This is a genomic window from Streptomyces sp. NPDC041796, assembly GCF_055590785.1.
Genome location: NZ_JBVJAH010000030.1, coordinates 1 through 19,541, shown reverse-complemented (window position 1 = coordinate 19,541; position 19,541 = coordinate 1). Strand labels below are relative to the sequence as shown.

Here is a 19,541-nt window from a genome sequence, read left to right as displayed (position 1 = left end):
CGCTCACTGGGTGGGCCCCGAAGGGCGTCAGCCTTCACTCGATAGAGACGCACCAGCGTGGGGTTCAATTACATTGCCCCAGCTCTGCGCAGTCTCGGACACCGTCCCTGAAACGGCGCGGTTTCACGGCCCCGCCGTTCAGTGGCCTAACCAGTGCTGGGCAACTGCGGCTCGCCCGCCCTCCAGAGGAGGCTCATGACTGCCTCACAGCGCATCGAGAGAACGGCGCAGGCTCTATTTCGGTGGGTCAGAAGAGAGACACAGAACCTCTAACGTGCTCGGCCATTACAGCTTCACCCCGTCCGTCCCGGCCGACGGCCTGCGCCCGCTGCGCGACCCGGACGCCCCCGGGCTGGACGACGAGGACGACGACGGAGCGGAGGACTGAACGCCGATGCCCTCGCCGAGTGCTGACGGGCCCGCGAGCCGGGCCGGCCTGCCGCCCCCGAGGGGGCCGGGGTGGACTGACCGGGTCCGTGCCCCCGACGATGTCGACGAGGGCCTGGACGAGTTCGGCAACCGGGTCACGGGCAAGTGGATGCCCAAGGGCATCGACCAGGACCTGTGGGAGCGGATCCGGGGCGCCACGATCGCGGGCTGCCTCGGCTTCGGCGCGAAGGTGCTGAAGGACTTCACCCGCGCCTGCATCTACACCCGCGACTACCGCGACCTTGACGACCTGCGGCGCGTCCTGACCGTGCTGCGCGAGCTCGGCGTGAGCGGCTGGCTTGACTACGAGCGGGACTGCGACACGGGCAGGGGGCTGTACGGGCGTGGGGCTCTGTACTGGTACTCCCCGCCGGGCACCGCCACCATCGAGGCACCGCGGTGGTCGGTCGGCCGGGAGATGGACGCCGAGTCGGCCGCCGCGCCCGGTGGCGTCGCTTTGGGGCCGTCGGGATCGTTCACCCGGTGAAGGTGCCGGGCCGGGGAGGGTCTGGCCGTGAGCTGGGAGGGGGGACGGGTGTGGTTAGGTGTGTCGCTGGCCGAGGCGTATCCGCAGGTCGCCGCGATGTGGTTGCAGCTGCGCAACGGAGGGCTGACACCGGAAAGGCGACGCCGAAGATGCAGGTCGCGGTGTGGTGGCGGTGCGCGGCTGGCCACGAGTGGCAGGAGAACATCTTCACCCGCACCACGCTGCCGAAGTGGAAGAACGGCGACGTCGCGGCCTGCCGGGAGTGCGTCGGCTACAAGGTCTTCCCCGGCGACTCCGGGGAGCTGGCCCATTTCTATTGCTTCCGTGAGCTTTTCCACGGCCGCAGACTGATCCGCGTGTCGGAGGACCCTCAGCGGTTCGACTTCCAGGGGGACGTGATTCCCTTGCCGAGCACTTTCCCTATGGGAACGGTGCCTGTGCAGGAGGCTGGGCTCAGGGCGGGCTACCGGTCTCCGGTGAGGTGCAAGAGCTCCTTGAGTTCTTCAACCAACGCTACAGTTCGCTGCCGTGTTTCCTGGAGCAGGCCTGGCAGGCGGATCAGCCGAGCACGGCGGCGCAGCGATTGAACCAATCCATCGGACAGATGTTCCAGCTCCAGGAGTCCGCACAGCAGCTTATGCGGATCCCGCTGCCTGACGGCAGCGGGAAGACCTACGGTCCGGAGTTCCGGTACGTCGAAGCCGACACCTGACCAAAGGCAGCATGGCCCAGCCGCCCACCACTCTCACCAAGACGGGCGGGATCGAGTCTGTTGACGGCTCTGGTCGGCCGGCGCGCCCCACTGAACGTCGGCTGCGAACGTTGCCCTGTCGGTGTGCGAAATCGCACGATTGGCGGATCGTGGTCTGGGTGCGCATTGGGAAGTCTGGTCAGAGGAGATGACCAGGACAGCGGCACAGCAGGGGGACCAGCCTCTTCCCACCTTCCGAGAATCGTGAATCCGCACTTCGCGTTGAGGGCAGCCGACGCAGGAAATGAGGACCCATGGAATCCCCTCGCCGGGTACGTCGGGACGTGGCGCTGGGCGCACGGCAGAGCCTTGAGGAAACCACGGCGGCGGACGTCGAAGAGCCTCGGCCGGTGCGGGACACCGAGAGCCGATCGGTGACCGACGACCAGCCGGACAGGAGCGGCATCACGGAACTGCGGATCCTTCCGCCACTGGCGATCGGCCGGTTCGGGTCGTCCAACGAACCGATGGACAACTACCACGCAGTGGTCCGCGAACCGACCGGATATCGCGAGTTGCAGCCCGCGCCGACCTTGCACGTCGACCCGGTCAGCGGAGCGATCTCGGAGGAGACGCAGCCGGCGGAGGTCCGGTTCAGGGACGCCACCGGACGGATCCGTCCCGTGGCGCCCTTCCTGGAGGTGTGGGCCCGGTTCGGCGACGGCGACCTGGAACCCCTCACTACCGCGCGCCTCGAAGCCGTCGGCCTTACCCCCGCCGACCTGCGCTGGCAGGTCGTGGTGGCCAACCTCAAGGCGGCGCGGCGTACCGGGGACGTCAAGGACGGGATCCACGCCGACACCGGGTCGTTCAGCGACCACGCCGAGCACCCGCTCACCGGTCGCGCCGACAATTTCAAAGCAGGCAAGTCGGTCTCGCTCGGCACGGTCCGCTTCGTCAGGCCGACGGACGAGTTCCCCGAGATCCGGATGCGCTTCATGCCCGGCCGGGGCGAGGTGTTCGGGGTACGAGCGGGGGATCCGCAAATCAGCGACGACGTGTACGACCCGGCGGCCGGGCGCTGGGACGACCACTTTGACGGCGACCCGGCCGCGCCACTGGTGACCTTCCCGGCCCAGACCTACGAAGGCACGCTCGACCAACAGGGGCAGCGCTACATCTCCAAGGGTTACGTCGACGACGCCTGCGACGGAATCGTGAGCGTCGAGGTCACCATCGGCGGTCAGGTGCTCAGCGCTTCGGCCCGGATCTGCTCCGGAGTGCCCGACTTCGCGCCGGACAGTTTCCATGTCCGCACGCTGCAGGACGACCTCGTTCAGGCGCTGCTCGGCCCCGCCGTCTCCGGTGAGCTGGACCGGGACGAGGTGGAGGACACCCTGCGCCGCGCCCTGGAGACGGTGCGCCTGATGAACACGATGGCCATGAACGCGGACCAGGGGATCGGCGGCGTCACTACGAACGCCACCAACCAGGCGCGGCATGAGACCGCCGAGTACGGGCGCGCCTTCGAACCCGTCTTCGGCCAGGGCGAGGCCCCCTACCACCAGGCCTTGGCGATTCACGAGCAGCTCATGGCGAGCTGGCAGAAGGGCGTACTGCCCATCCCGCGTGATCTGATCCGTTCCTACGACGAAGCCGGTGATTTCTCGACCATGGCACGCCAGAAGATGCCAGCGCTCATGCGAGGCAGCGACACCCTGGAGTTGACGCTCACCCGCCGTCAGATCGAGCTCCTGCGTCGTGCAGCCCTGGAGACGCAGGCCACGACCGAGCCCGAGCGCATGATGCTCCGCCTGGTGGAGTTCTTCCGCGCGATGGCTCCCCTCCATGAGCACATTCCCACGGAGTCGGGTTCGCTGTCGGACCTCTTCGTCCATCCCCTGGAGCTACTGGACCACCTCCGTACGGCGAACGCCCAGGGACCGCTCGCGGACGCAGAGGCCGGGCAGAGGCTGGTGACCCCGGGCGACCCGGAGGCCTCGGCGTTCGTACGCCTGCTGCGGCGCGAGGACCACCCCATGCACGGACCGTTCAGCCGCACCGTGCCCAACACCGACAAGACCGGCCTCGAGATCGTCGAGGCCTGGATCGCCGCGATGCCGCCGGACGGGGACGAGTGACGACCGCCCCCAACGCCGTCCCCAACGCCGTCATCGCAGATCCCAGGAGTAGCCGTGGAACCGATTGCGCCCCGGAACCTGACCGCCCAGCTCGCGTACCGGGCGCGTGGCAACCCTCCCGGTACGACCCCGGCGTCCTCCGTCGGCAACTTCTACCCCGGCCTTGAACTGGACCTGCGCAATCTGTGGCGTCGCGTCTTCGCCGGAATCGAGCTGCACGAGGCGGTCGCCCTGGTCCTGGCCGCCGACGACGATGCGCCCGAAGAGGTGCGGGGGCTGGTCGGCGAGATCCTTCTCGCCGTCGACGGGCATCCGGTCTGGATCGAGGTCACCGGCCCGCGCTCACCCGGAGGGGCCAGCGAAAGTCTGGGTAACTGGTCCTTGGAATGGTCGAACGCCCTTGCCGACGTCGCACAGAAGGCAGGACAGGAAGTCCGGTGCACCTTCACCAAGGGCGACGACGACCAGCAGGACGTCTCGCTGAGGGTCCGGAAGATCTTCGAGGAGTCCGGGCCTGAGGGCGGGGACGATGCCCGCACGGCGGTGCTCAGCCGCGAACTCGCCCAGCCCGGTGAGCTGACGCAGAGCCTCTGTTCCCCCTGGCAGAACGACTTCATCGGCTGCGGCTGCTACTACTGGGCCGCCAGTCGGCCCGACTACGTCAACGTCGAGCCGGACGAGGCCGACGGCAGCCGAGGCCACAACTGGCTGCAGCGTAATCGGACACCCACCACCCCCAAGGTCTACACGCTTCGTCAGGCGGACCTGCTCCAGCACGAGGACATCATCGCCAGCTGGGAGGACAAGCTGAGCTTCGTCCTTGAGGGAAAGGACGACCATGAACGCGACGGTGACTGAGCCTCGGGTCCGCGGCTATCACCTGTTCGACGGAGGGACCGGCCCGCACATCCTCGTCTCCGCCGGCTCGCTCGTCTACGCGATCCCGCCAGAGGTCCGGGAGCTCTTCGAGGACGCGGCCGTGGCCCGGGACGAGGCCGCCGCGAGCGCCCTGCTCGCCCGGTTCGGCCTGGACGTCCCCGTAGCGCTTGATGAGGCCCCCGGAGAGGTCCCCCTGCGCTCCATCTCCCTCGCCATCGCGCAGACCTGCAACTTGGGCTGCACCTACTGCTACGCGGAACAGGGCGACTTCGGCGGTGCCGCCAAGCTCATGTCCGAGCAGGTCGCCCACGCGGCGGTCAACCGCCTGGTGGACGACGCGGCCACCGGGGAGCAGGTCACCATCGCGTTCCTCGGTGGCGAGCCGCTCGCCAATCGCCGCGTACTGCGGTCCGCCACCGAGCACGCTGCCGCGCGCGCCGCCGAGCGCGGAGTCCGCGTCGGATACTCGATCACGACGAACGGCACCCTGGTCAGGCCCGACGACGCCGAATTCTTCGCACGGCACGGATTTGCCGTCACTGTCAGCCTCGACGGTGTGGGCGCCGTCCACGACCGCCTACGCCCCGCAAGGAACGGACGGCCCACCTACGAACGGGTGCTCAGGCGTCTGGAGCCGCTCCTGAACGACCGACGGCGGACCATGAATGTGTCCGCCCGCGTCACCGTGACACCGCGGAACCTGTCTCTTCCAGAGACGCTGGAGGAATTCATCTCCCTGGGGTTCGACAGCGTCGGGTTCTCGCCGATGCTCAGCTCGCCCACAGGCGCCGACGAGATGGCCGGGACCGACCTGACCGCCATGCTCGAACAGATGACTGCCTGCGCCGAGCGTTTCGAGGAGCGGGTCGAGAACGGCATCGCATATCCGTTCCTCAACGCCGTCAATGCGCTGCGGGAGATTCACCGGGGCACCCACCGCCCCTACCCGTGCGGTGCCGGAGCAGGATATCTGGGCGCGTCCGCCGACGGTGAACTGTTCGCCTGCCACCGTTTCGTCGGAGACGACGAGCGCAAAATGGGCGACGTCCTCACCGGGGTGGATCCAGCACGGCAGCTGAAATGGTTGGACGACCGGCATGTGCATCGCCAGCAGCCGTGCTCCGACTGCTGGGCGCGGTACCTGTGCGGCGGGGGATGCCATCACGAGGTGATCGGGCGTGGCCGCCCGGCCTGTGACTACATCCGGGGCTGGCTCCACCACTGCCTGTGCATGTACGCGCGGCTGAGGGAGAAGCGGCCCGAGTATCTCGACATGATCGCCCGCGGCCGGTGACGACGACCGTCAGGGCGGACATCTGCGTGATCGGCGGCGGCCCCGCGGGCTCGACCGCCGCCCGCCAGCTCGCCCTGCTCGGGCACTCCGTCCACCTCGTGGAACGCGCGGTGTTCCCCCGTCGGCGGCTCGGCGATTGCCTGGCACCAGGAATCGTGCAGGTCTTGGACGCGCTGGGCCATCCCGCCCCCGCCGGTCTGCGCCCCGCGGAGCTGCTCGCGCGGTGGGCGGGCACCGAGCACTGCGCACCCACCTTCGTCGCCGACCGCGGCGTCTTCGATACGTTCCTGCTGGACGGGGCACGGACAGCCGGAGTGCAGGTGTCGCAGCCCGCCCTCGCCCGCCGCCCGCGCCGGCACGACGACGGCTGGCGCATCGAGGTGCGGCAAGCCGATCAACGGTTCGATCTGGACTGCAGGTTCCTCATCGACGCCGGCGGACGGACGGGTTTGCTTCGCCAGAACCGCCGCCGCGCAGGAGCGCGTACCACGGCTCTCTACGGATATTGGCGACCTGAGGTGTGGGACGGGCCCGGCGTCCGTGTCGAGGCTGGCTCCGACGAGTGGCTCTGCGCCGCGCTGCTGCCGGACGACACGATCAACGCGATGGTCTTCGTCGAGCGCGCACGGTGTACCGCGCTGGACAGGAACGCAAGGCGTCGGCTCTACCGCTCGCTGCTGTCCGCCTCCGGCCTGGTTGGCCCCTGGCTGGGCACACAGATCACCGGAACGCTCGCCTGCGATGCCACGAGCTCGATCGCCGAGGGCACCGTCGGCTGTGACTGGATCAAGATTGGTGAGGCGGCGCTGACCCTCGACCCACTGTCCGCGCAAGGCGTTCAGACCGCGATGACCACCGCCATGCAGGGCAGCATGGCCGCCCACAGCATCCTCCGGTGGCCTGCCACCGCCTCCACGGTCGCCTCCTTCTATCAATCGCACCTGCGGCGCCTCGCCCGACATCACGACGGTCTCGCCGCCGAGCACTACAAGCGTCAGTGCCACGTACAACCCCGGCAGTTCTGGATCCCGCGGGCTGTCGCACCATCCTGAGAACCCATCCACCTAACCGCACGCTTCACCAAGCGGGCTGTCCGACAGGTGATCGTTTAAGTGAAAAGTGCTTCTGACCAGTGAGAATGAGGATTGCCTAGGCCCTTGTTCACGCGTCCGTCGGAGGCACTTCTCAGGTGAGTAAGCGTATCGGGTCGTACCCGCGTGTGCTGGTGTCGGGTGGCGGTCGTGGGGTGGTTGCGCAGGCCGGCGGGGTGCTGCTGGTGGAGACGGCCCGTCGGGCAGGTTGGACGCTGCGCTGTCCGCTGCTCTCGCGCCGTGGTGCAAGCCCAGGGCGGTGCACGATCCGGGCAAGGTCCTGCTCGATCTGGCTCTGGCGACCGCGCTGGGCGGTGACTGCCTGGCTGACATCGCGGTGCTGCGTGCCGAGCCGGTCGTGTTCGGCCCGGTGGCCTCCGATCCCACCGTTTCCCGGCTCATTGACGCCCTGGCCGCAGCCGGTCCGCGCGCCCTGGCAGCGATACGCCGGGCCAGGGCGGATGCCCGTGAGCGGGTCTGGAAGCTGGCCGGGCACCAGGCCCCGGACGCGGGTGGTGAGGTGGTCGTGGACATCGATGGCGTCCTGGTCTTGGCGCACTCCGAGAAGGAGGACGCGGCCGCGACCTGGAAGAAGACGTTCGGGCATCATCCTCTGTTCGCGTTCGTCGACCACGGCGCCACCGGATCCGGAGAGCCCGTCGGCCTGCTGCGATCAGGGAACGCGGGCAGCAACACCGCCGCCGACCACATCACCGCAGCCCGGATCGCGCTGGCCCAGCTCCCGCCCAGGTATCGGCGCGGGGCGCCGGACTCTGATCCGCACCGACTCCGGCGGCGGCACTCACGAGTTCGTGAACTGGCTTGCCGCCCGCGGCCGCTGGCTGTCGTACTCGGTCGGCATGACCATCACCGAGGCGGTCCACCAGGCCGTACTCCTGGTTCCGGCCTCGGCCTGGACCCCGGCCGTCGAGCCCGGCGGCGAAGTTCGCGATGGCGCCTGGGTCGCCGAGCTCGCCGGTGACGTCCTCAAGGGCTGGCCGAAGGGCATGCGGCTGATCGTGCGCAAGGAACGGCCGCATCGGGGCGCGCAGTTGCGGCTCACCGACGCCGACGGGATGCGCCTGACCTGCTTCGCCACCAACACCGCCAACGCGCCGATCGCCCAGCTGGAGCTGCGGCACCGCCAGCGGGCCCGGGCATGGGACCGCATCCGCGCCGCCCGCGACACCGGCCTGCGCAACCTCCCCCTGCACCGCGCGGCGCAGAACCGGATCTGGCTGGAGATCGTGCAGATCGCCCTGGACCTGCTGGCCTGGCTGCCGATGCTCGCTCTGACTGACTGGCGAGGCCCGCCGCTGGGAACCCAAGCGGCTCCGGCTGGTGGCTGTTCTCCGCCGCCAGCCAGCTCGCCACGACCGGCCGCCGCCGCTACCTCCGCCTCGCCCGGCACTGGCCCTGGACCCACCTGATCACCACCGCGTTCGACCGCCTGCAAGCCCTCCCGAACCCCGGCTGACCAGCGACAACGCCCCATCCCAACGAACCCTCCCACCCATCCGGAGTAGTGGAACCCGGCGCCCACCCGACGCGACAGCCGGGCCACCAGCCTGCCCACCACCCGCCTCACAAGACGAAACGGCCCGCCAGAGAATCCGACGGACCGTCACGCAAGATCGAGGCTAATGGTGTTCGGCCTGTTCAAGATCCTCGGCTACAACCTCAGCCCGCGGTTTCGTGACCTGGACGACCAGCGGTTCTGGCGGGCCAGCCTGTCCGGGGTGGAGACGGGGACGTACGGGCCGCTGGAGGACATCGCCCGCAACCGGAAAACCTGAACAAGGTGATCACGCACTGGCCGGACATGCTGCGGGTGGCCGGTTTTCTGGTCACCAACCAGGTCCGTGCCTACGACCTGCTGCGGATGTTCGGTCCGCAAAGGACGCTCACCCCGCTGGGGCAGGCGTTCGCCGAGTACGGGCGGATCGCCAAGACCCTGCACCTGCTGGCCGTGGTCGACCCGGTCGACGACACCTACCGCCGCCAGTTGAACCGGCAGCTCACCGTGCAGGAGTCGAGGCACAAGCTCGCCCGGGACGTGTGCCACGGCAGGCGCGGCACGATCCACCAGGCGTATCGGGACAGGATAGAGGACCAGCTCGGCTCGCTCGGCCTGATCCTGAACGCCGTGGTGCTGTGGACCACGAAGTACATCGACGCCGCCGTCGCGGCGCTGCGGGCCGAGAGTCACGAGATCCGCGACGAGGACATCGCCCGGCTGTCCCCACTCAAGCACCGCAACCTGAACCTGCTCGGCCGCTACAGCTTCACCGCCTCTACCCCGGCCGCCGGCGCCCTGCGCCCGCTGCGCGACCCGGAGGCTCCCGAGCTGGACGAGGACGACGACGAGTCGGCGGCCGACTGAAGCCGGCCTGTCAGCGAGGCGGGCGCGAGCGCGGCGTCGTACTGCTCGACGGGCCCAGGGCAGCACCACGCAGGAGAGCAGGAACCAGTCGCTGTATCGGTGCAGGTCCCAGTCGCGCACCGGGACGTGGAACGCGGAGGCCATGAACTCCTCCAAGGAGTCCCCAACAGGACGGTCGGCTTCAACACGGCCCTCGAAGCGGCCCAGCGTGCGCATCAGAGCCGCCTCGGTGTCGAACTCCGCCCAGGCGAAGGTCGGACCACAGCCACTCCTCGGCGTCCTCGGCCCGGATGTGCTCGTGCCTCTCCACCGCCTCGGCCACGGCCTGCTGCACATAGGCGCGGGTGTGGTTCTCGGCATGGTGACCGCGCCATGAAGCGGGGCGGTGACGCCGCCACCGTACGGTCGTGCAGCCCCGAACCGGTACGAGTCGAGCTGGGATGTCACGCCATGGGCCCTTGGATGCACTACTTGGTGTATCCGGGTGCTGCGCACCGCCGACCGCCTGCACGGATGGAGACCTGGCCGTCATGGACCCTGTATTGAGCGGCGTGCTCGTTGCGCTGGCTGGCGCGGTTGTGCGTCTGCTGTATCAATGGATCGCATGTCGCACTGTCGTGCGACTGGCCCAACTGCATCAGAACGGTGCGAGTGGGCGCGCCCGGTGCCTGCCCGCGGGAAGCCGAATGACAGAGCGCCTGGCAGGGCAGGAAACCACCATCGAGGTCGGCATACCTCACACGGGCGGCAGTCATGGATGAATCCACGACCACCGAATACGCGGTGGCCAAGAGGGTCAAGAAGGTCGCCCCCCGACGGCCCACAGAGGGAGCGCAACTCCTGGGACAGCGCGCCGAATTCGCGTTATTCTACCACCGCCACGTGGCGGGCATGATCCGGTTCGTGATGCGGCTGGGCGCCACCCCACATGAGGCAGCTGACGCCGTCCATACCGCCTTCACCGAGGCCTTTCCGCGCTGGGCGCAGATCACCGCGCCGAACGCCTGGCTACGCACCGTCGCGGCTCGCAGCTACCTTCGCCAGACCGCAGGACGGGAACACCCGACCGCGCTGATGCCGGATCTACCCGGCGGCGCCTCCCCGTTTGAGGCCGTCACTCTCAAAGAGGAAGAGCAGCGCGTCTATACCGCGCTAGCCTCACTGCCCCCGCGGCAACGACACGTCATGGCCTGGCACCTCGATGGCTTCACCCATTCAGAAATCGCCAGTGCCCTAGGCACCACACCCGAAGCCGTCCGCCAAAACTACGCTCGCGCCCGAGCAGCCCTGAAGCACTCCCTCGGCCTGGCCTCCAAGGAGGGGCGATGACCGACCACACCACCGAAAACGGGTACACCAGCGACGACGTCCTGCTTGATGAGATTCTCGCCCGCGCCGAGGAGGGCGTACTAGAGACGTTGTCGTCTCGCGTGGACCCGGACGCGGGACTGGCGGACATCTTCTCTCGGCACCCGCTGCGAAGCACCTCAAGGCGCACCCGTCGCCGTACTACGCAGAAAACAGGGCAGGCGGAAGAAGCGCGACGTCCCTGACCGCTGGACGCACACCCGGCCTGTCGTCATTCGATCAGGCTGGCACCTCCAGCCGCCTCCACCCGCTTGAGCGCCCGAACCCGGCGGCCTGGGGTGCCGCTCACCGCGAGTGATTCGTCACCGTGGTTGGGCCCCGGTCCGGCAGCCCCACCAGTCCACCACCCCGGCCGGGGCCGCATGCAACGGCGCCCGGCAGCACCGCGAGCGCGCCAGCCAGGTCATCGCCGAGGTGACCGGCCTGAGCGCGGGCCGGATCGCGGTCCTCTCCGGGCCGAACTTGGCCGCGAACCCGGCGGCCAGGGCGGGGGCGGCCGCTGGTCGCGGCCGCCGTCGTCGCAGCGGAATTCGCTTTGCCCGCCCGCCCTGCTCATCCCGCAGACGATGCCCTACGCCGTTGCCGCCGGCATCGCCATGCACGCGGCGTTCTCACTGCTGAGACCCCGCCAGCTCATCACCTTCTCCGGCCTCACCCTCGGCACCTACTGCGCCTTCACCGCGTGATCGGACCCTAGTTGGGGCATGAAGCCGCCAACTCACCGCTTGAGTCTCACCTCTTAAGAGGTGAGACTCAGCTAGGGTAGAGCCACGACCCACACTGTGTACGAACGCAGTCTCCTCAGTCGCGGGAAACGAGCCCGCTGAGCACGGCTCGTTTCCGTCAGACCGGTCTCGATGCTCAGGTCCGGGAACTTACTGGCGATCTTCCGACGCAGCCCTTTTGGCCTGCCCAACATGAAAAGCGCTCCTCTCGTGAAACTTCAGGCAAGCGAGAGTGCCGTAGAGCCCAAGGCCAAGCATCGGCAACGTCACGACGAGCATGGACGTCTGCAGGCCCTTCTGTGCGAGGAAGCCCAGACCAGCCCGCATCAGCACGATGATGATGTTCGTGAGTGTCGCCCTTTGACTCTCCACCTGGCGGTCAGCCGCCCAATGATCCTTCCAGAGTTCTAGCAGGACATCGATCCCATCAGCCATGGCTCCCCTTCGCGGTAGGGACATTGTTCCGTGCTGCGGCCATTAGCGCTCAGCATCCGATCCTGTAGGCAACTGTTGACACGCTCGATGTCCCGGCCGGCAGCATCTACCATCAGCCACGGCAACGACGGCGACGTGCCCTCCACCATGGCCCCTTCGGCTGCGGCGCGTTCGAGGACCCGGACGGAATCCGGGCCGCCTGTCAGGCCGCTGGCGGCTGCATCTTCTGTGAAGAGCGCCGCCTGGGGTTCGGCAGTCTGCGCAACCGGTCGGACGCGCCATGGGAACGCCGGTTTCGCAAAGCAGCTTGCGCAGCAGTGGCATCACGTTGCCGCTTCAATAGAAGCATCGACTGTTGACATGTATCCCATTTTTGACAAATCGTGCTACGGGGCGGAGGGTTGGAAAGGTGAAATCTTCTGGCTCAAATGGAGGGAGAGAAACATGTCAGCCACCGCACACCTCGTTCGCCTCAGCTGCGAGGAAACCGAAGACAGCGGCAATGACGAGATCCTTCTCATTTACGACGGCGAACTGCTGGTAAGTGATTCCATAGGGGCCGGCCATGCCACCGAGATCAACATGACCCGCCCCGTCAACGGAACCTCACTGGTCGACCTGCAGGAGCACGACTGGCCGGACGACAACGACTTCCTCGGTAGGATCGCCATCCGTGAGTCGGAAAAGGGGCAGGGAATGAGGCATCAAACCTTCACGCTGGACGATGCCCACTACACGCTGCACTACCAGGTGGTGTAGGTGCAGCCAAGGGCTCTCCCCGTAATCCGCGGTGGACGAGTGCGGCGTCGGATGCGATGCATCTCAGGGCGGAGAGGGCCTCATGAAGCTGAAGGTCACGCGCTGGAAGCGTACGGGCATGCCCACCTGTACGTGAACCTGCCCGGGCGCCTACCTCAGGACGGGGGACATCTATGGTCTGTCCCAAAAAATGAGCCTTTTCAGCGTGGCCACCGATCGGGTGATGACCTTGGTGCCCGCAACGGACAGGGCTCCCGTGCCGTTGGGTGAGGTGTGCGAAGTCTCAACCAGCCGGTCCAGGAGCCCTGTCCCAGCAACGTACGGCTCCGCCCGCCCCGCCGCCGTACCTGATCCAGCGCGGCCTTGACGCCACCCGGACACCGGTGAAGGTGCACATCGGGACCTGCGCGCTGGCTGGAAGAAGGGCGGCCGGCGCGTCGGAGGAAACAGCGCGGCGGGCGCTGGTACAGCAGGTGGAGGCCTGCTCGATATGCCGCCCCAACACCGAGCTGGGCGTGCTGAAGGCTAGGGCAAGCCGTGGTCCTGGTTGGCCGGTGAGGAGTCGCTCGGCGATCTGTAAGCTGCACGAGCGGGTGACGGCCCAGGTGTGGGCCGCGAGCACGAGTGGGGCATGTCCGCGTGGGGCATGTCCGCGCCCGGAGGGCCGCCGCGTGCGAAGGACCGCGGCGGCCGAAGCTGCGGCCGTGCAGGTCGCCGCCGTTCCGGCCGAGCCCGTGGTGTCGGTTGTCATCCCCCAGCCGGTGAGGGCCACGCGGGGACTGGAACCCCTCACCGGCTGCCGCGCGTTGCGTCGGGATCAGCCGCCCTGGAGCCGCAGTCGGAAAGCGGGGCAGACATCCGGGTCGTCCTCCGCGTAGAGATGGATGCGTCCGTCACCTTCGGCGATCGACAGGGAGTCGAGGGTGTCCCCGTCCAGGAAGCGCTTCGGTGTCGTGAAGGAGAGGGACAGGTGCGCGAACTCGGTGGCCGAGGTGCCGCCCTGCACCATGGACCAGGTGCCGGACCCGTCGAAGGACTCGCCGAGTTCGCTCCGGTACCAGTCACCGGTCGGCCAGTCACGTACGGTTACCGTGCCGCTGCCCGGCTCGCTCTCGGACGCCTTCAGGGTGAGCGTCACGCCCTCCGCGTCGCCCTCGCCCCGGTAGGTGCCTGCGAGTTCCCCGGAGGTCGCGCCGACCGCCTGCTTCCCCATGCAGCCCTCGACAGCGGTGGACGCCGACGAACAGCCCGGCAGGCAGGTCAGCAGAGCCAGCACGGCGGCGGCCGCCAGCGGACGTGCTCGGGACATCTACTCACTTCTCCTTCGCCGGAATGCGCTCGGTCCAGACGATCTTCTGGTCCACGGACGAGAAGACGCCCTCCTCGCGGTTGACCTTCTCCAGCCAGTCGTAGTAGCCGATGTAGTGAAGGAACGACTCGTTGCTGGTGTTGTTCTTCATGGTGTACTCGACCACCAGGGAGCCGTCGGGGTCGTGGCCCTTGACCGTGTAGTTCAGGTTGTACGAGCCGGTGAACGCCTCGCCCAGATGGTCCTCATCGCCGGTGACGATCGCCGGCAAGTCCGTGGTGATGAGCTTCTTGAGCGCGCCCAGCTTGCCGCTCTCCGAGATCGAGTACGCCACGCTGCCTTCCGGCTGGCCGGTGGACCGCCACTGCTCCAGCGTGTCCAGCCGCAGCTGCTCCATGCTCTCGCTGGACCGGATCAGCTCGGTCATCTCATCACCGTAGTAGTAGTCGCGGTGCCGAGGGCCGTCGCCGCTCACCCAGTCCCAGCCCAGCGAGTACGGATCGTCCGAACTGAGCCCCGGATAGGGGTCCTTGCCCTGGAAGGCGAGGTCCAGCGCGTTGTACGCACCCTCGCTGATCTTCTTAGTGGAGTCGATGTCGGTGAGCTCCGGGTCGCTGTTGAACCACTGGCCCAGGCCGATGTCCGCCATCAGGCTAAAGGCGAGGTTGCGGTCGGCTGTGACCCCCCGTCTGAGGATCTGCGCGAGCTCCCTACCCGCTGCCTCGATGGTCTTCTTTTCCTCGTCGGTCAACTCGACCTTGCAGACGTTGTCGATGACGTCTGGGGAGAGCGTCCCGTCCGCGTTGATGTGCAGGCCCTTCTCCTTGGCCCGCCGCGTGGCGTCCTTGAGGTCCTTCTGGGCAGACTTCAGATCTCCCACGCCGTCCTCGACGACGCGTCGGGCCGCGTCCGCCACCTTCGCGGCGCTCTCCAGCTGGCGCCCGATGTCGTCGATCATCTTCCAGGCGTACGGGGCCGCCGCCCCTTCCCAGTAGCCCTTGTCGCGCAGCGGCGTGAGCGCCTCGTCGTGCATGCGCTTGCCGAGGCCCTTGATGTCCCGGTGGATGATCTCCCAGCGATCCGCCAGGCCGTCCAGCGCCGACAGGTCCACGGCCAGCAGGGAGAGGTAGAAGGTCTCCGCCATCAGTAGTCCTCCAGCGCCGAGCGGATCCGCACCTGACCTGTGGTCTGACCCACCGCGATGTCGGTCCGGGTGTAGGTCCCGTCGCTGGCCCGCAGGCTCTCAGCGATGTGCGCGAGCCAGGCCGTGACCGTACCGGCCTGCCGCTCCCACTGCCGGTGGGCGAGCCGGACCGCCCGCGCCGACTCCAGGCCCTCCAGCGCGGCCACCGCCCTCAGCGCGGGCTCCTCCAGTGACGCGGCCGGCTTGTAGAAGTGGTTGTAGATGTCGTCGATCTGGCCGGCGGCCTTCTTGAGCACACCTGGTGCGATGTTCAGGTCGACCGACCGTCCGCCGGAGGGCGGCGGCTGGAGGCCGGGAGGGCCCGGGAGCAACTGCGGCCGGCTCAGCGGGTCGGCGGTGCTGCCTGCGTGCGGCGCGGTGTAGTGGCCCTCCCAGCCTGGGAGGACCTTGTGGCGCTCGATCTCGTCCGGGGACAGCGGAAGCTTCGCCCCGTCCGGCTCCGGAAGCCGGTCGTCCCCTGTGGCCTTGCCGTCGCTGCCTGCTGCTTTGCCTTCGCTCATGCGTGATTCCCCCGTTCGGTGTCACCCTTCAGGTAATCATGGCGAGGGTCGGATGATCACATCAGGATGGAGACCCGGTAGCGTTGGTCGAGGAATGTCGTGCGGCAGCTTCTTGTGCGGTGCCGGCCAGACGAGTCGAACGCCTTCCGCGCCTCCGCCACGTCACGCCGTTCTTGCGCTCAGGCTCGCGCATCGACGTGCCATCGCGATGGTCACGCCGTTGCCGCAAACAGCTCGGCCTTCGACATCCGCGGCATGAGCGTGGCGGCGGGGCATCGAGCGGCGGAAGCCGATCGGGTGTGGTTCGACAGGCATCCTGGAGCCTCGGTGCGCGCACGGCAGGCGCTGTCCGGCGAGTACGACCACCAGGTGTTTGGCCCTGAGCCCTCGCCCCGAAATGGGAGGATCGCCGTGGTCGTGGTACAGGCCGCCTTAGGCCGTGTATCGGAAGTGCTATTAGCGGAGCTAAACGAGGGTTGATTTTCAGGGTGCGGTGCCCGGGGCGGGCTGAGACTCAGTCACCGGACCGTTCCAGGAAGCCGGCGAGGCTACGGTTCGCCTCGGGCGGGATGGCGTGCGGAAGCGCGTGATGGGACACATCCGGCAGCACGGTCGTTGCGACGCGTGGCAGCAGCGCCTCGGCGCGGGCGGCCACCTTGGAGGGGTCATGGGTCCTGCTGCTTCCGGCGAGGAACAACAGGACCGGCAGGTCCAGGCCGCGCAGGGCGTCCGGTGCCGGGCGCGGCCCGGTTACGGGTCGGAGAAAGGGGAAACCGGCGGCCGCCTCTTGGAGGGCCAGCCAGTCGGGATCGAGGGCGGAGCCTTTGGTCTCCCACTCCAGGAAGGCGCGGACCCGGCGGGGTGTGTTCCGCAGCAGCATGGGCAGTGCGTGCAGCAGGTAGGCCGGGCTGAACCCGGCGAAGCACTGGGTCGGGTCCAGAAGGGCCAGGCGGCGTATCCGGTCGGGCGCGCGCATGGCGTGATGCAGCGCGATCCAGGCGCCGTACGAGTGTCCGCCCAGGTCGGTCTCGGCCACTCCGAGGCCGTCGAGGAGCGCGTCCAGCCAGGCCGACAGGTCGGCGACCGTACGGGGGCGGCGGTCGCCGTCGGGAGTGCTGCGTCCGGGGGCGCCGATCAAGTCGACGGCGAACACCCGGTGAGTGCGTGACAGTTCGGCGGCCTGCGCGTACCAGGACGCGGAGGTTGCGCCCCCTCCGCCGGGCAGGAGGACGAGCGAGGGCCTGTCGGCCGGGCCACATACGTTGACGTGTGTCGTGCCGAAGGGCGTGGGAACGGTCGCCGTCTCGCGAGCGGCAGGCCACTTGGTCATGACTTTGTCGTAGGCCATGAGGAAATTGTCGGCGTCGTAGTTATCGCGAGCGTTCATGAACGGCGACTCCTCTATTATCTCGCTCAGCAAGATACTTGTTGGGCGAGATGATACGTGGAGGTGCTCCGTGCCCGATCAGGAGGGTGAGGAACTCGTCGAACGAGCCGAGCCGGGGCCCGAGATGGAGATCGTCCACCTGCTGCGTGCGGTGGCCGTCGACCTGGGCAGGCACAGCACCCGGTTCGCACAGCGCAACGGCATGCACCCCACCGACGTGCGTGCGCTGATCGCCCTGATGGACGCTGCCCGCGCCGGCGTGGAGACCACAGCAGGGCACCTAGGCACCACTCTTGGGCTCAACTCGGCAGGAACCACAGCACTGGTCGACCGCCTGGAACGGGCCGGGCATGTGCGGCGGGTGCGCGATGCGCGGGACCGCCGCAAGGTCACCATCGAAGTGGACGAGCGGGCGGTCGCCCTCGGCTGGTCCCACTTCGGACCGCTCATCGATCGGGCGGTGGACCTGCTGCGGGGATACGACGAGCGGGAACTGGCCGCGGTCAGGGGCTTTCTGACTGGGATGCGGAAGGCAGCGGTCTAGGCGCCCTACGTGCCGCTGGACATCACCCACACCAGCTGGCCCTCCCCCCACCGCAGGCACCTTCCGCCCATCCAGGCACCGTACCGGGCGAGGCTGACCGCCGTGCGGCTGCCGACGACCTGACCGCGCTGTGCGAGACGGTCGTCAGCGACGACACAGCCGTCACTGCCCTGGGTGACTTCCTCACCGAGCCCTCCGGAGCCCGCGTCCTTGGCTGCATCCTCCAGCTCACCGACGCCGAAGACTCCGCCCGTTTCTGGTGGCAGTACGCCGCCGGCGCCGGGGACACCGCCGCCTCCTACTGCCTCTACCTGCACCACCTCGCCCTCGGCGAGCACGACCAGGCCACCTGGTGGCAGCAGCAAGCCACCCCCACCTCGCCACCGAGTTCGGACGAAGACCGCCCAGCGCAGTTCGTCGACCAGGCACGCATCATCGCCACCGACGCAAGCCTCCCCACCACCCTCCGCGTACTGAAAGCCCTCAAGATCCACACCGACCACGCCAAGGGCGAGACACACACCGTCGAAGCCGTCATCGACTACGTCTCCGCCGCCGTCAGCTACGTCGACGACGACGTCGAGCTGCCTCTGCCCGACCCCGACTTCACCGACCACATCCGCGCCCTGACCACCCACACATCCCACCGTCCGCCCAGCTCGCGGACAACGACCCCCCCCTGCCCGCCCGCTCGCCTCGCAAGACCTCCGCGATCGCTGCGGCCAGACGCCGCACACTCCGCCACACCGACCAGTTACGTTCGGCCCCCCGCACCAATCTGTGACCGGTCAGGGCCGCCGACCGGTCTGCGTGGCGACGGGGTTAGGTTCCCAGGATGGATATCGATATCGAGCAGTTCGCGACGGGAGCTGGTCCGGCGATCCGTGGCATGGTCGAGGCCCTGGGCGGTGACCTGGAGGCCTTCGAACGTGACCCGCTGACGGCTGTGCCGCTCCTGGACGACTTCGTCTCCCGCTCACCATGGCGGGAGTTCGAAGAGGACGACTGGATCTGGTTCCACGCCCAGCTGACGGCCTTCGTCGCGGAGGTACTGGTCCGCGTCCACGGCGGCGTCTGGAGGGCCGTCTCCAACCCTGCCGCGCCCAGGGGGTGGGCTCCCGTCATTGAGGTCCTCGGCGCTGACAGGCAACTGCGCCACGTGGACGTCATGTCTCTGGTGCATGAGGAACTTCATCCGGTTCCCCAGCGGATTCCGCGCCTGGTCCAACGCGCCGTGGACCTGGCTGGCCACGCACCGCACGCGTGAACCGGCTGCCGGCTGGCTTTAACCCCAGGTTTCGCCGCTGATGAGGGCGGGGCCGACGTGAGGGGCGGCGACGTCCGCGGTTCTTGTCCCTTCCGCGGTCGCCGCTCGTCGTCCCGGCTCGAGCGCGTCGTTCCGATGTGCCCTTCGCATGGCCGCTGCCGTCCAGCCGCCGTTGCCACGGCCCGCGCGCCGTCGGCCCGGTGCCGTCGCCGGTCTCGTCCGGCCGAGCGGCCGCCGCCGATCCGCCGTCGGGCCGTTAGGTGGTCGGACCGGCCGGGGGGCCCTCGGATGACCAATAGCACGCGGAAGCGTGGTCAGACGTAGAATTCGGGGTCGTCATCCATCTTGGTTGCCTTAAGACCGTGTCCTATGTGGTGAGGCGGACGAGCCGTTTGTAGCAGCACAGGGCGGCTGCCAGTCCGAGAAAGGCCAGGTAGTTGCGGGGATCGCGCTCGTAGCGAGGACTCAGAGGTCGGTACCGGACAGCCAGGACATCGTCCGTTCGATGACCCATCTGCGGCGGCCCAATCGTTCGCTGGACTCGATGCCTTTGCGCGCGATCCGTACTCCGATGCGTTTGCCACGTAACCATTTCCGCAGGTCGGCGCGGTCGTAGGCTTTGTCCGCGTGGAGGCGCTGGGGCTTGAA

At 68.2% G+C, this 19,541-nt stretch carries 20 protein-coding genes and 4 pseudogenes; 17 read left to right on the top strand and 7 right to left on the bottom strand.

Features of this window, described 5'->3' with window-relative positions; genetic code table 11:
• Positions 1-394: 394 nt before the first annotated feature.
• The 13 genes and pseudogenes from ACZ6C1_RS35470 to ACZ6C1_RS35410 all read left to right on the top strand — a co-directional run.
• Positions 395-916, top strand: a complete 522-nt coding sequence (locus ACZ6C1_RS35470) for a putative phosphothreonine lyase domain-containing protein (protein ID WP_469246957.1) — start codon at positions 395-397, stop codon at positions 914-916.
• Positions 829-1,503, top strand: a complete 675-nt coding sequence (locus ACZ6C1_RS35465; protein ID WP_469246955.1) for a zinc-ribbon domain-containing protein — start codon at positions 829-831, stop codon at positions 1,501-1,503. The genes ACZ6C1_RS35470 and ACZ6C1_RS35465 overlap by 88 nt, the downstream gene beginning before the upstream one ends.
• The gene (locus tag ACZ6C1_RS35460) at positions 1,398-1,628 is read left to right on the top strand and encodes a hypothetical protein (protein ID WP_469246996.1); all 231 of its coding nucleotides are present in this window, start codon (positions 1,398-1,400) and stop codon (positions 1,626-1,628) included. Before ACZ6C1_RS35465 ends, ACZ6C1_RS35460 begins: the two co-directional genes overlap by 106 nt.
• A 293-nt stretch (positions 1,629-1,921) precedes the next feature.
• Positions 1,922-3,748 carry a hypothetical protein gene (locus ACZ6C1_RS35455; RefSeq protein WP_469246953.1) on the top strand — a complete coding sequence of 609 codons (1,827 nt, stop codon included), beginning with the start codon at positions 1,922-1,924 and terminating at the stop codon, positions 3,746-3,748.
• A gap of 54 nt (positions 3,749-3,802) precedes the next feature.
• Complete coding sequence (locus tag ACZ6C1_RS35450; RefSeq protein ID WP_469246952.1) at positions 3,803-4,606, top strand: hypothetical protein; 804 nt, start codon at positions 3,803-3,805, stop codon at positions 4,604-4,606.
• A complete protein-coding gene (locus tag ACZ6C1_RS35445; protein ID WP_469246949.1) occupies positions 4,599-5,921 on the top strand; it encodes a radical SAM protein in 1,323 nt (440 codons plus the stop codon). Before ACZ6C1_RS35450 ends, ACZ6C1_RS35445 begins: the two co-directional genes overlap by 8 nt.
• Positions 5,918-6,973, top strand: coding sequence for an NAD(P)/FAD-dependent oxidoreductase (locus tag ACZ6C1_RS35440; protein ID WP_469246947.1), 1,056 nt, complete (start codon positions 5,918-5,920; stop codon positions 6,971-6,973). The genes ACZ6C1_RS35445 and ACZ6C1_RS35440 overlap by 4 nt, the downstream gene beginning before the upstream one ends.
• A 137-nt stretch (positions 6,974-7,110) precedes the next feature.
• A pseudogene (locus ACZ6C1_RS35435) lies at positions 7,111-8,489 on the top strand (IS1380 family transposase).
• A 160-nt stretch (positions 8,490-8,649) separates the two neighbouring features.
• Positions 8,650-9,395 (top strand): annotated as a pseudogene (locus ACZ6C1_RS35430) (Tn3 family transposase); the annotation flags it as partial.
• 208 nt (positions 9,396-9,603) lie between these two features.
• On the top strand, positions 9,604-9,771 hold the full coding sequence (locus ACZ6C1_RS35425; RefSeq protein ID WP_469246946.1) for a hypothetical protein: 168 nt from the start codon (positions 9,604-9,606) through the stop codon (positions 9,769-9,771).
• Positions 9,772-10,148: 377 nt separating this feature from the next.
• Entirely contained in the window at positions 10,149-10,724 is a 576-nt protein-coding gene (locus ACZ6C1_RS35420) for an RNA polymerase sigma factor (protein ID WP_469246944.1), read from the top strand.
• Positions 10,721-10,948, top strand: coding sequence for a hypothetical protein (locus tag ACZ6C1_RS35415; protein WP_469246943.1), 228 nt, complete (start codon positions 10,721-10,723; stop codon positions 10,946-10,948). The genes ACZ6C1_RS35420 and ACZ6C1_RS35415 overlap by 4 nt, the downstream gene beginning before the upstream one ends.
• Positions 10,949-11,153: 205 nt before the next feature.
• Positions 11,154-11,264: pseudogene (locus tag ACZ6C1_RS35410) on the top strand (NAD(P)H-dependent glycerol-3-phosphate dehydrogenase); the annotation flags it as partial.
• A 374-nt stretch (positions 11,265-11,638) separates the two neighbouring features.
• On the opposite strand, the gene ACZ6C1_RS35405 reads toward ACZ6C1_RS35410, so the two are convergent.
• A complete protein-coding gene (locus ACZ6C1_RS35405; protein WP_469246941.1) occupies positions 11,639-11,923 on the bottom strand; it encodes a hypothetical protein in 285 nt (94 codons plus the stop codon).
• A 444-nt stretch (positions 11,924-12,367) separates the two neighbouring features.
• Between ACZ6C1_RS35405 and ACZ6C1_RS35400 the strand changes: the two genes are divergently transcribed.
• Positions 12,368-12,682 carry a hypothetical protein gene (locus tag ACZ6C1_RS35400; RefSeq protein WP_469246939.1) on the top strand — a complete coding sequence of 105 codons (315 nt, stop codon included), beginning with the start codon at positions 12,368-12,370 and terminating at the stop codon, positions 12,680-12,682.
• A 266-nt stretch (positions 12,683-12,948) separates the two neighbouring features.
• Complete coding sequence (locus ACZ6C1_RS35395; protein WP_469246937.1) at positions 12,949-13,560, top strand: DUF6233 domain-containing protein; 612 nt, start codon at positions 12,949-12,951, stop codon at positions 13,558-13,560.
• Here the strand turns inward: ACZ6C1_RS35395 and ACZ6C1_RS35390 are convergent.
• The 4 genes from ACZ6C1_RS35390 to ACZ6C1_RS35375 form a co-directional block, all read right to left on the bottom strand.
• On the bottom strand, positions 13,500-13,991 hold the full coding sequence (locus ACZ6C1_RS35390) for a hypothetical protein (RefSeq protein ID WP_469246936.1): 492 nt from the start codon (positions 13,989-13,991) through the stop codon (positions 13,500-13,502). The two genes, ACZ6C1_RS35395 and ACZ6C1_RS35390, sit on opposite strands and share 61 nt — an antisense overlap.
• Positions 13,992-13,995: 4 nt before the next feature.
• Positions 13,996-15,135: a hypothetical protein gene (locus ACZ6C1_RS35385; RefSeq protein ID WP_469246935.1), complete on the bottom strand. Its 1,140-nt coding sequence runs from the start codon at positions 15,133-15,135 to the stop codon at positions 13,996-13,998.
• Positions 15,135-15,695 (bottom strand): hypothetical protein, encoded by a 561-nt coding sequence (locus ACZ6C1_RS35380; protein WP_469246934.1) that lies wholly within the window; start codon positions 15,693-15,695, stop codon positions 15,135-15,137. Before ACZ6C1_RS35380 ends, ACZ6C1_RS35385 begins: the two co-directional genes overlap by 1 nt.
• Before the next feature lie 514 nt (positions 15,696-16,209).
• Entirely contained in the window at positions 16,210-17,082 is an 873-nt protein-coding gene (locus ACZ6C1_RS35375; protein WP_469246933.1) for an alpha/beta fold hydrolase, read from the bottom strand.
• Between the two features lie 124 nt (positions 17,083-17,206).
• Here ACZ6C1_RS35375 and ACZ6C1_RS35370 point away from each other — a divergent pair, with 124 nt between their 5' ends.
• The gene (locus ACZ6C1_RS35370) at positions 17,207-17,626 is read left to right on the top strand and encodes a MarR family transcriptional regulator (protein WP_469246991.1); all 420 of its coding nucleotides are present in this window, start codon (positions 17,207-17,209) and stop codon (positions 17,624-17,626) included.
• A gap of 5 nt (positions 17,627-17,631) precedes the next feature.
• On the opposite strand, the gene ACZ6C1_RS35365 is transcribed toward ACZ6C1_RS35370, so the two are convergent.
• Positions 17,632-17,991, bottom strand: coding sequence for a hypothetical protein (locus ACZ6C1_RS35365; protein ID WP_469246932.1), 360 nt, complete (start codon positions 17,989-17,991; stop codon positions 17,632-17,634).
• Positions 17,992-18,461: 470 nt separating this feature from the next.
• On the opposite strand from ACZ6C1_RS35365, the gene ACZ6C1_RS35360 reads away from it, so the two are divergent.
• The gene (locus tag ACZ6C1_RS35360; protein WP_469246931.1) at positions 18,462-18,893 is read left to right on the top strand and encodes a hypothetical protein; all 432 of its coding nucleotides are present in this window, start codon (positions 18,462-18,464) and stop codon (positions 18,891-18,893) included.
• Positions 18,894-19,260: 367 nt separating this feature from the next.
• Here ACZ6C1_RS35360 and ACZ6C1_RS35355 read toward each other — a convergent pair.
• Positions 19,261-19,541: pseudogene (locus ACZ6C1_RS35355) on the bottom strand (transposase); the annotation flags it as partial.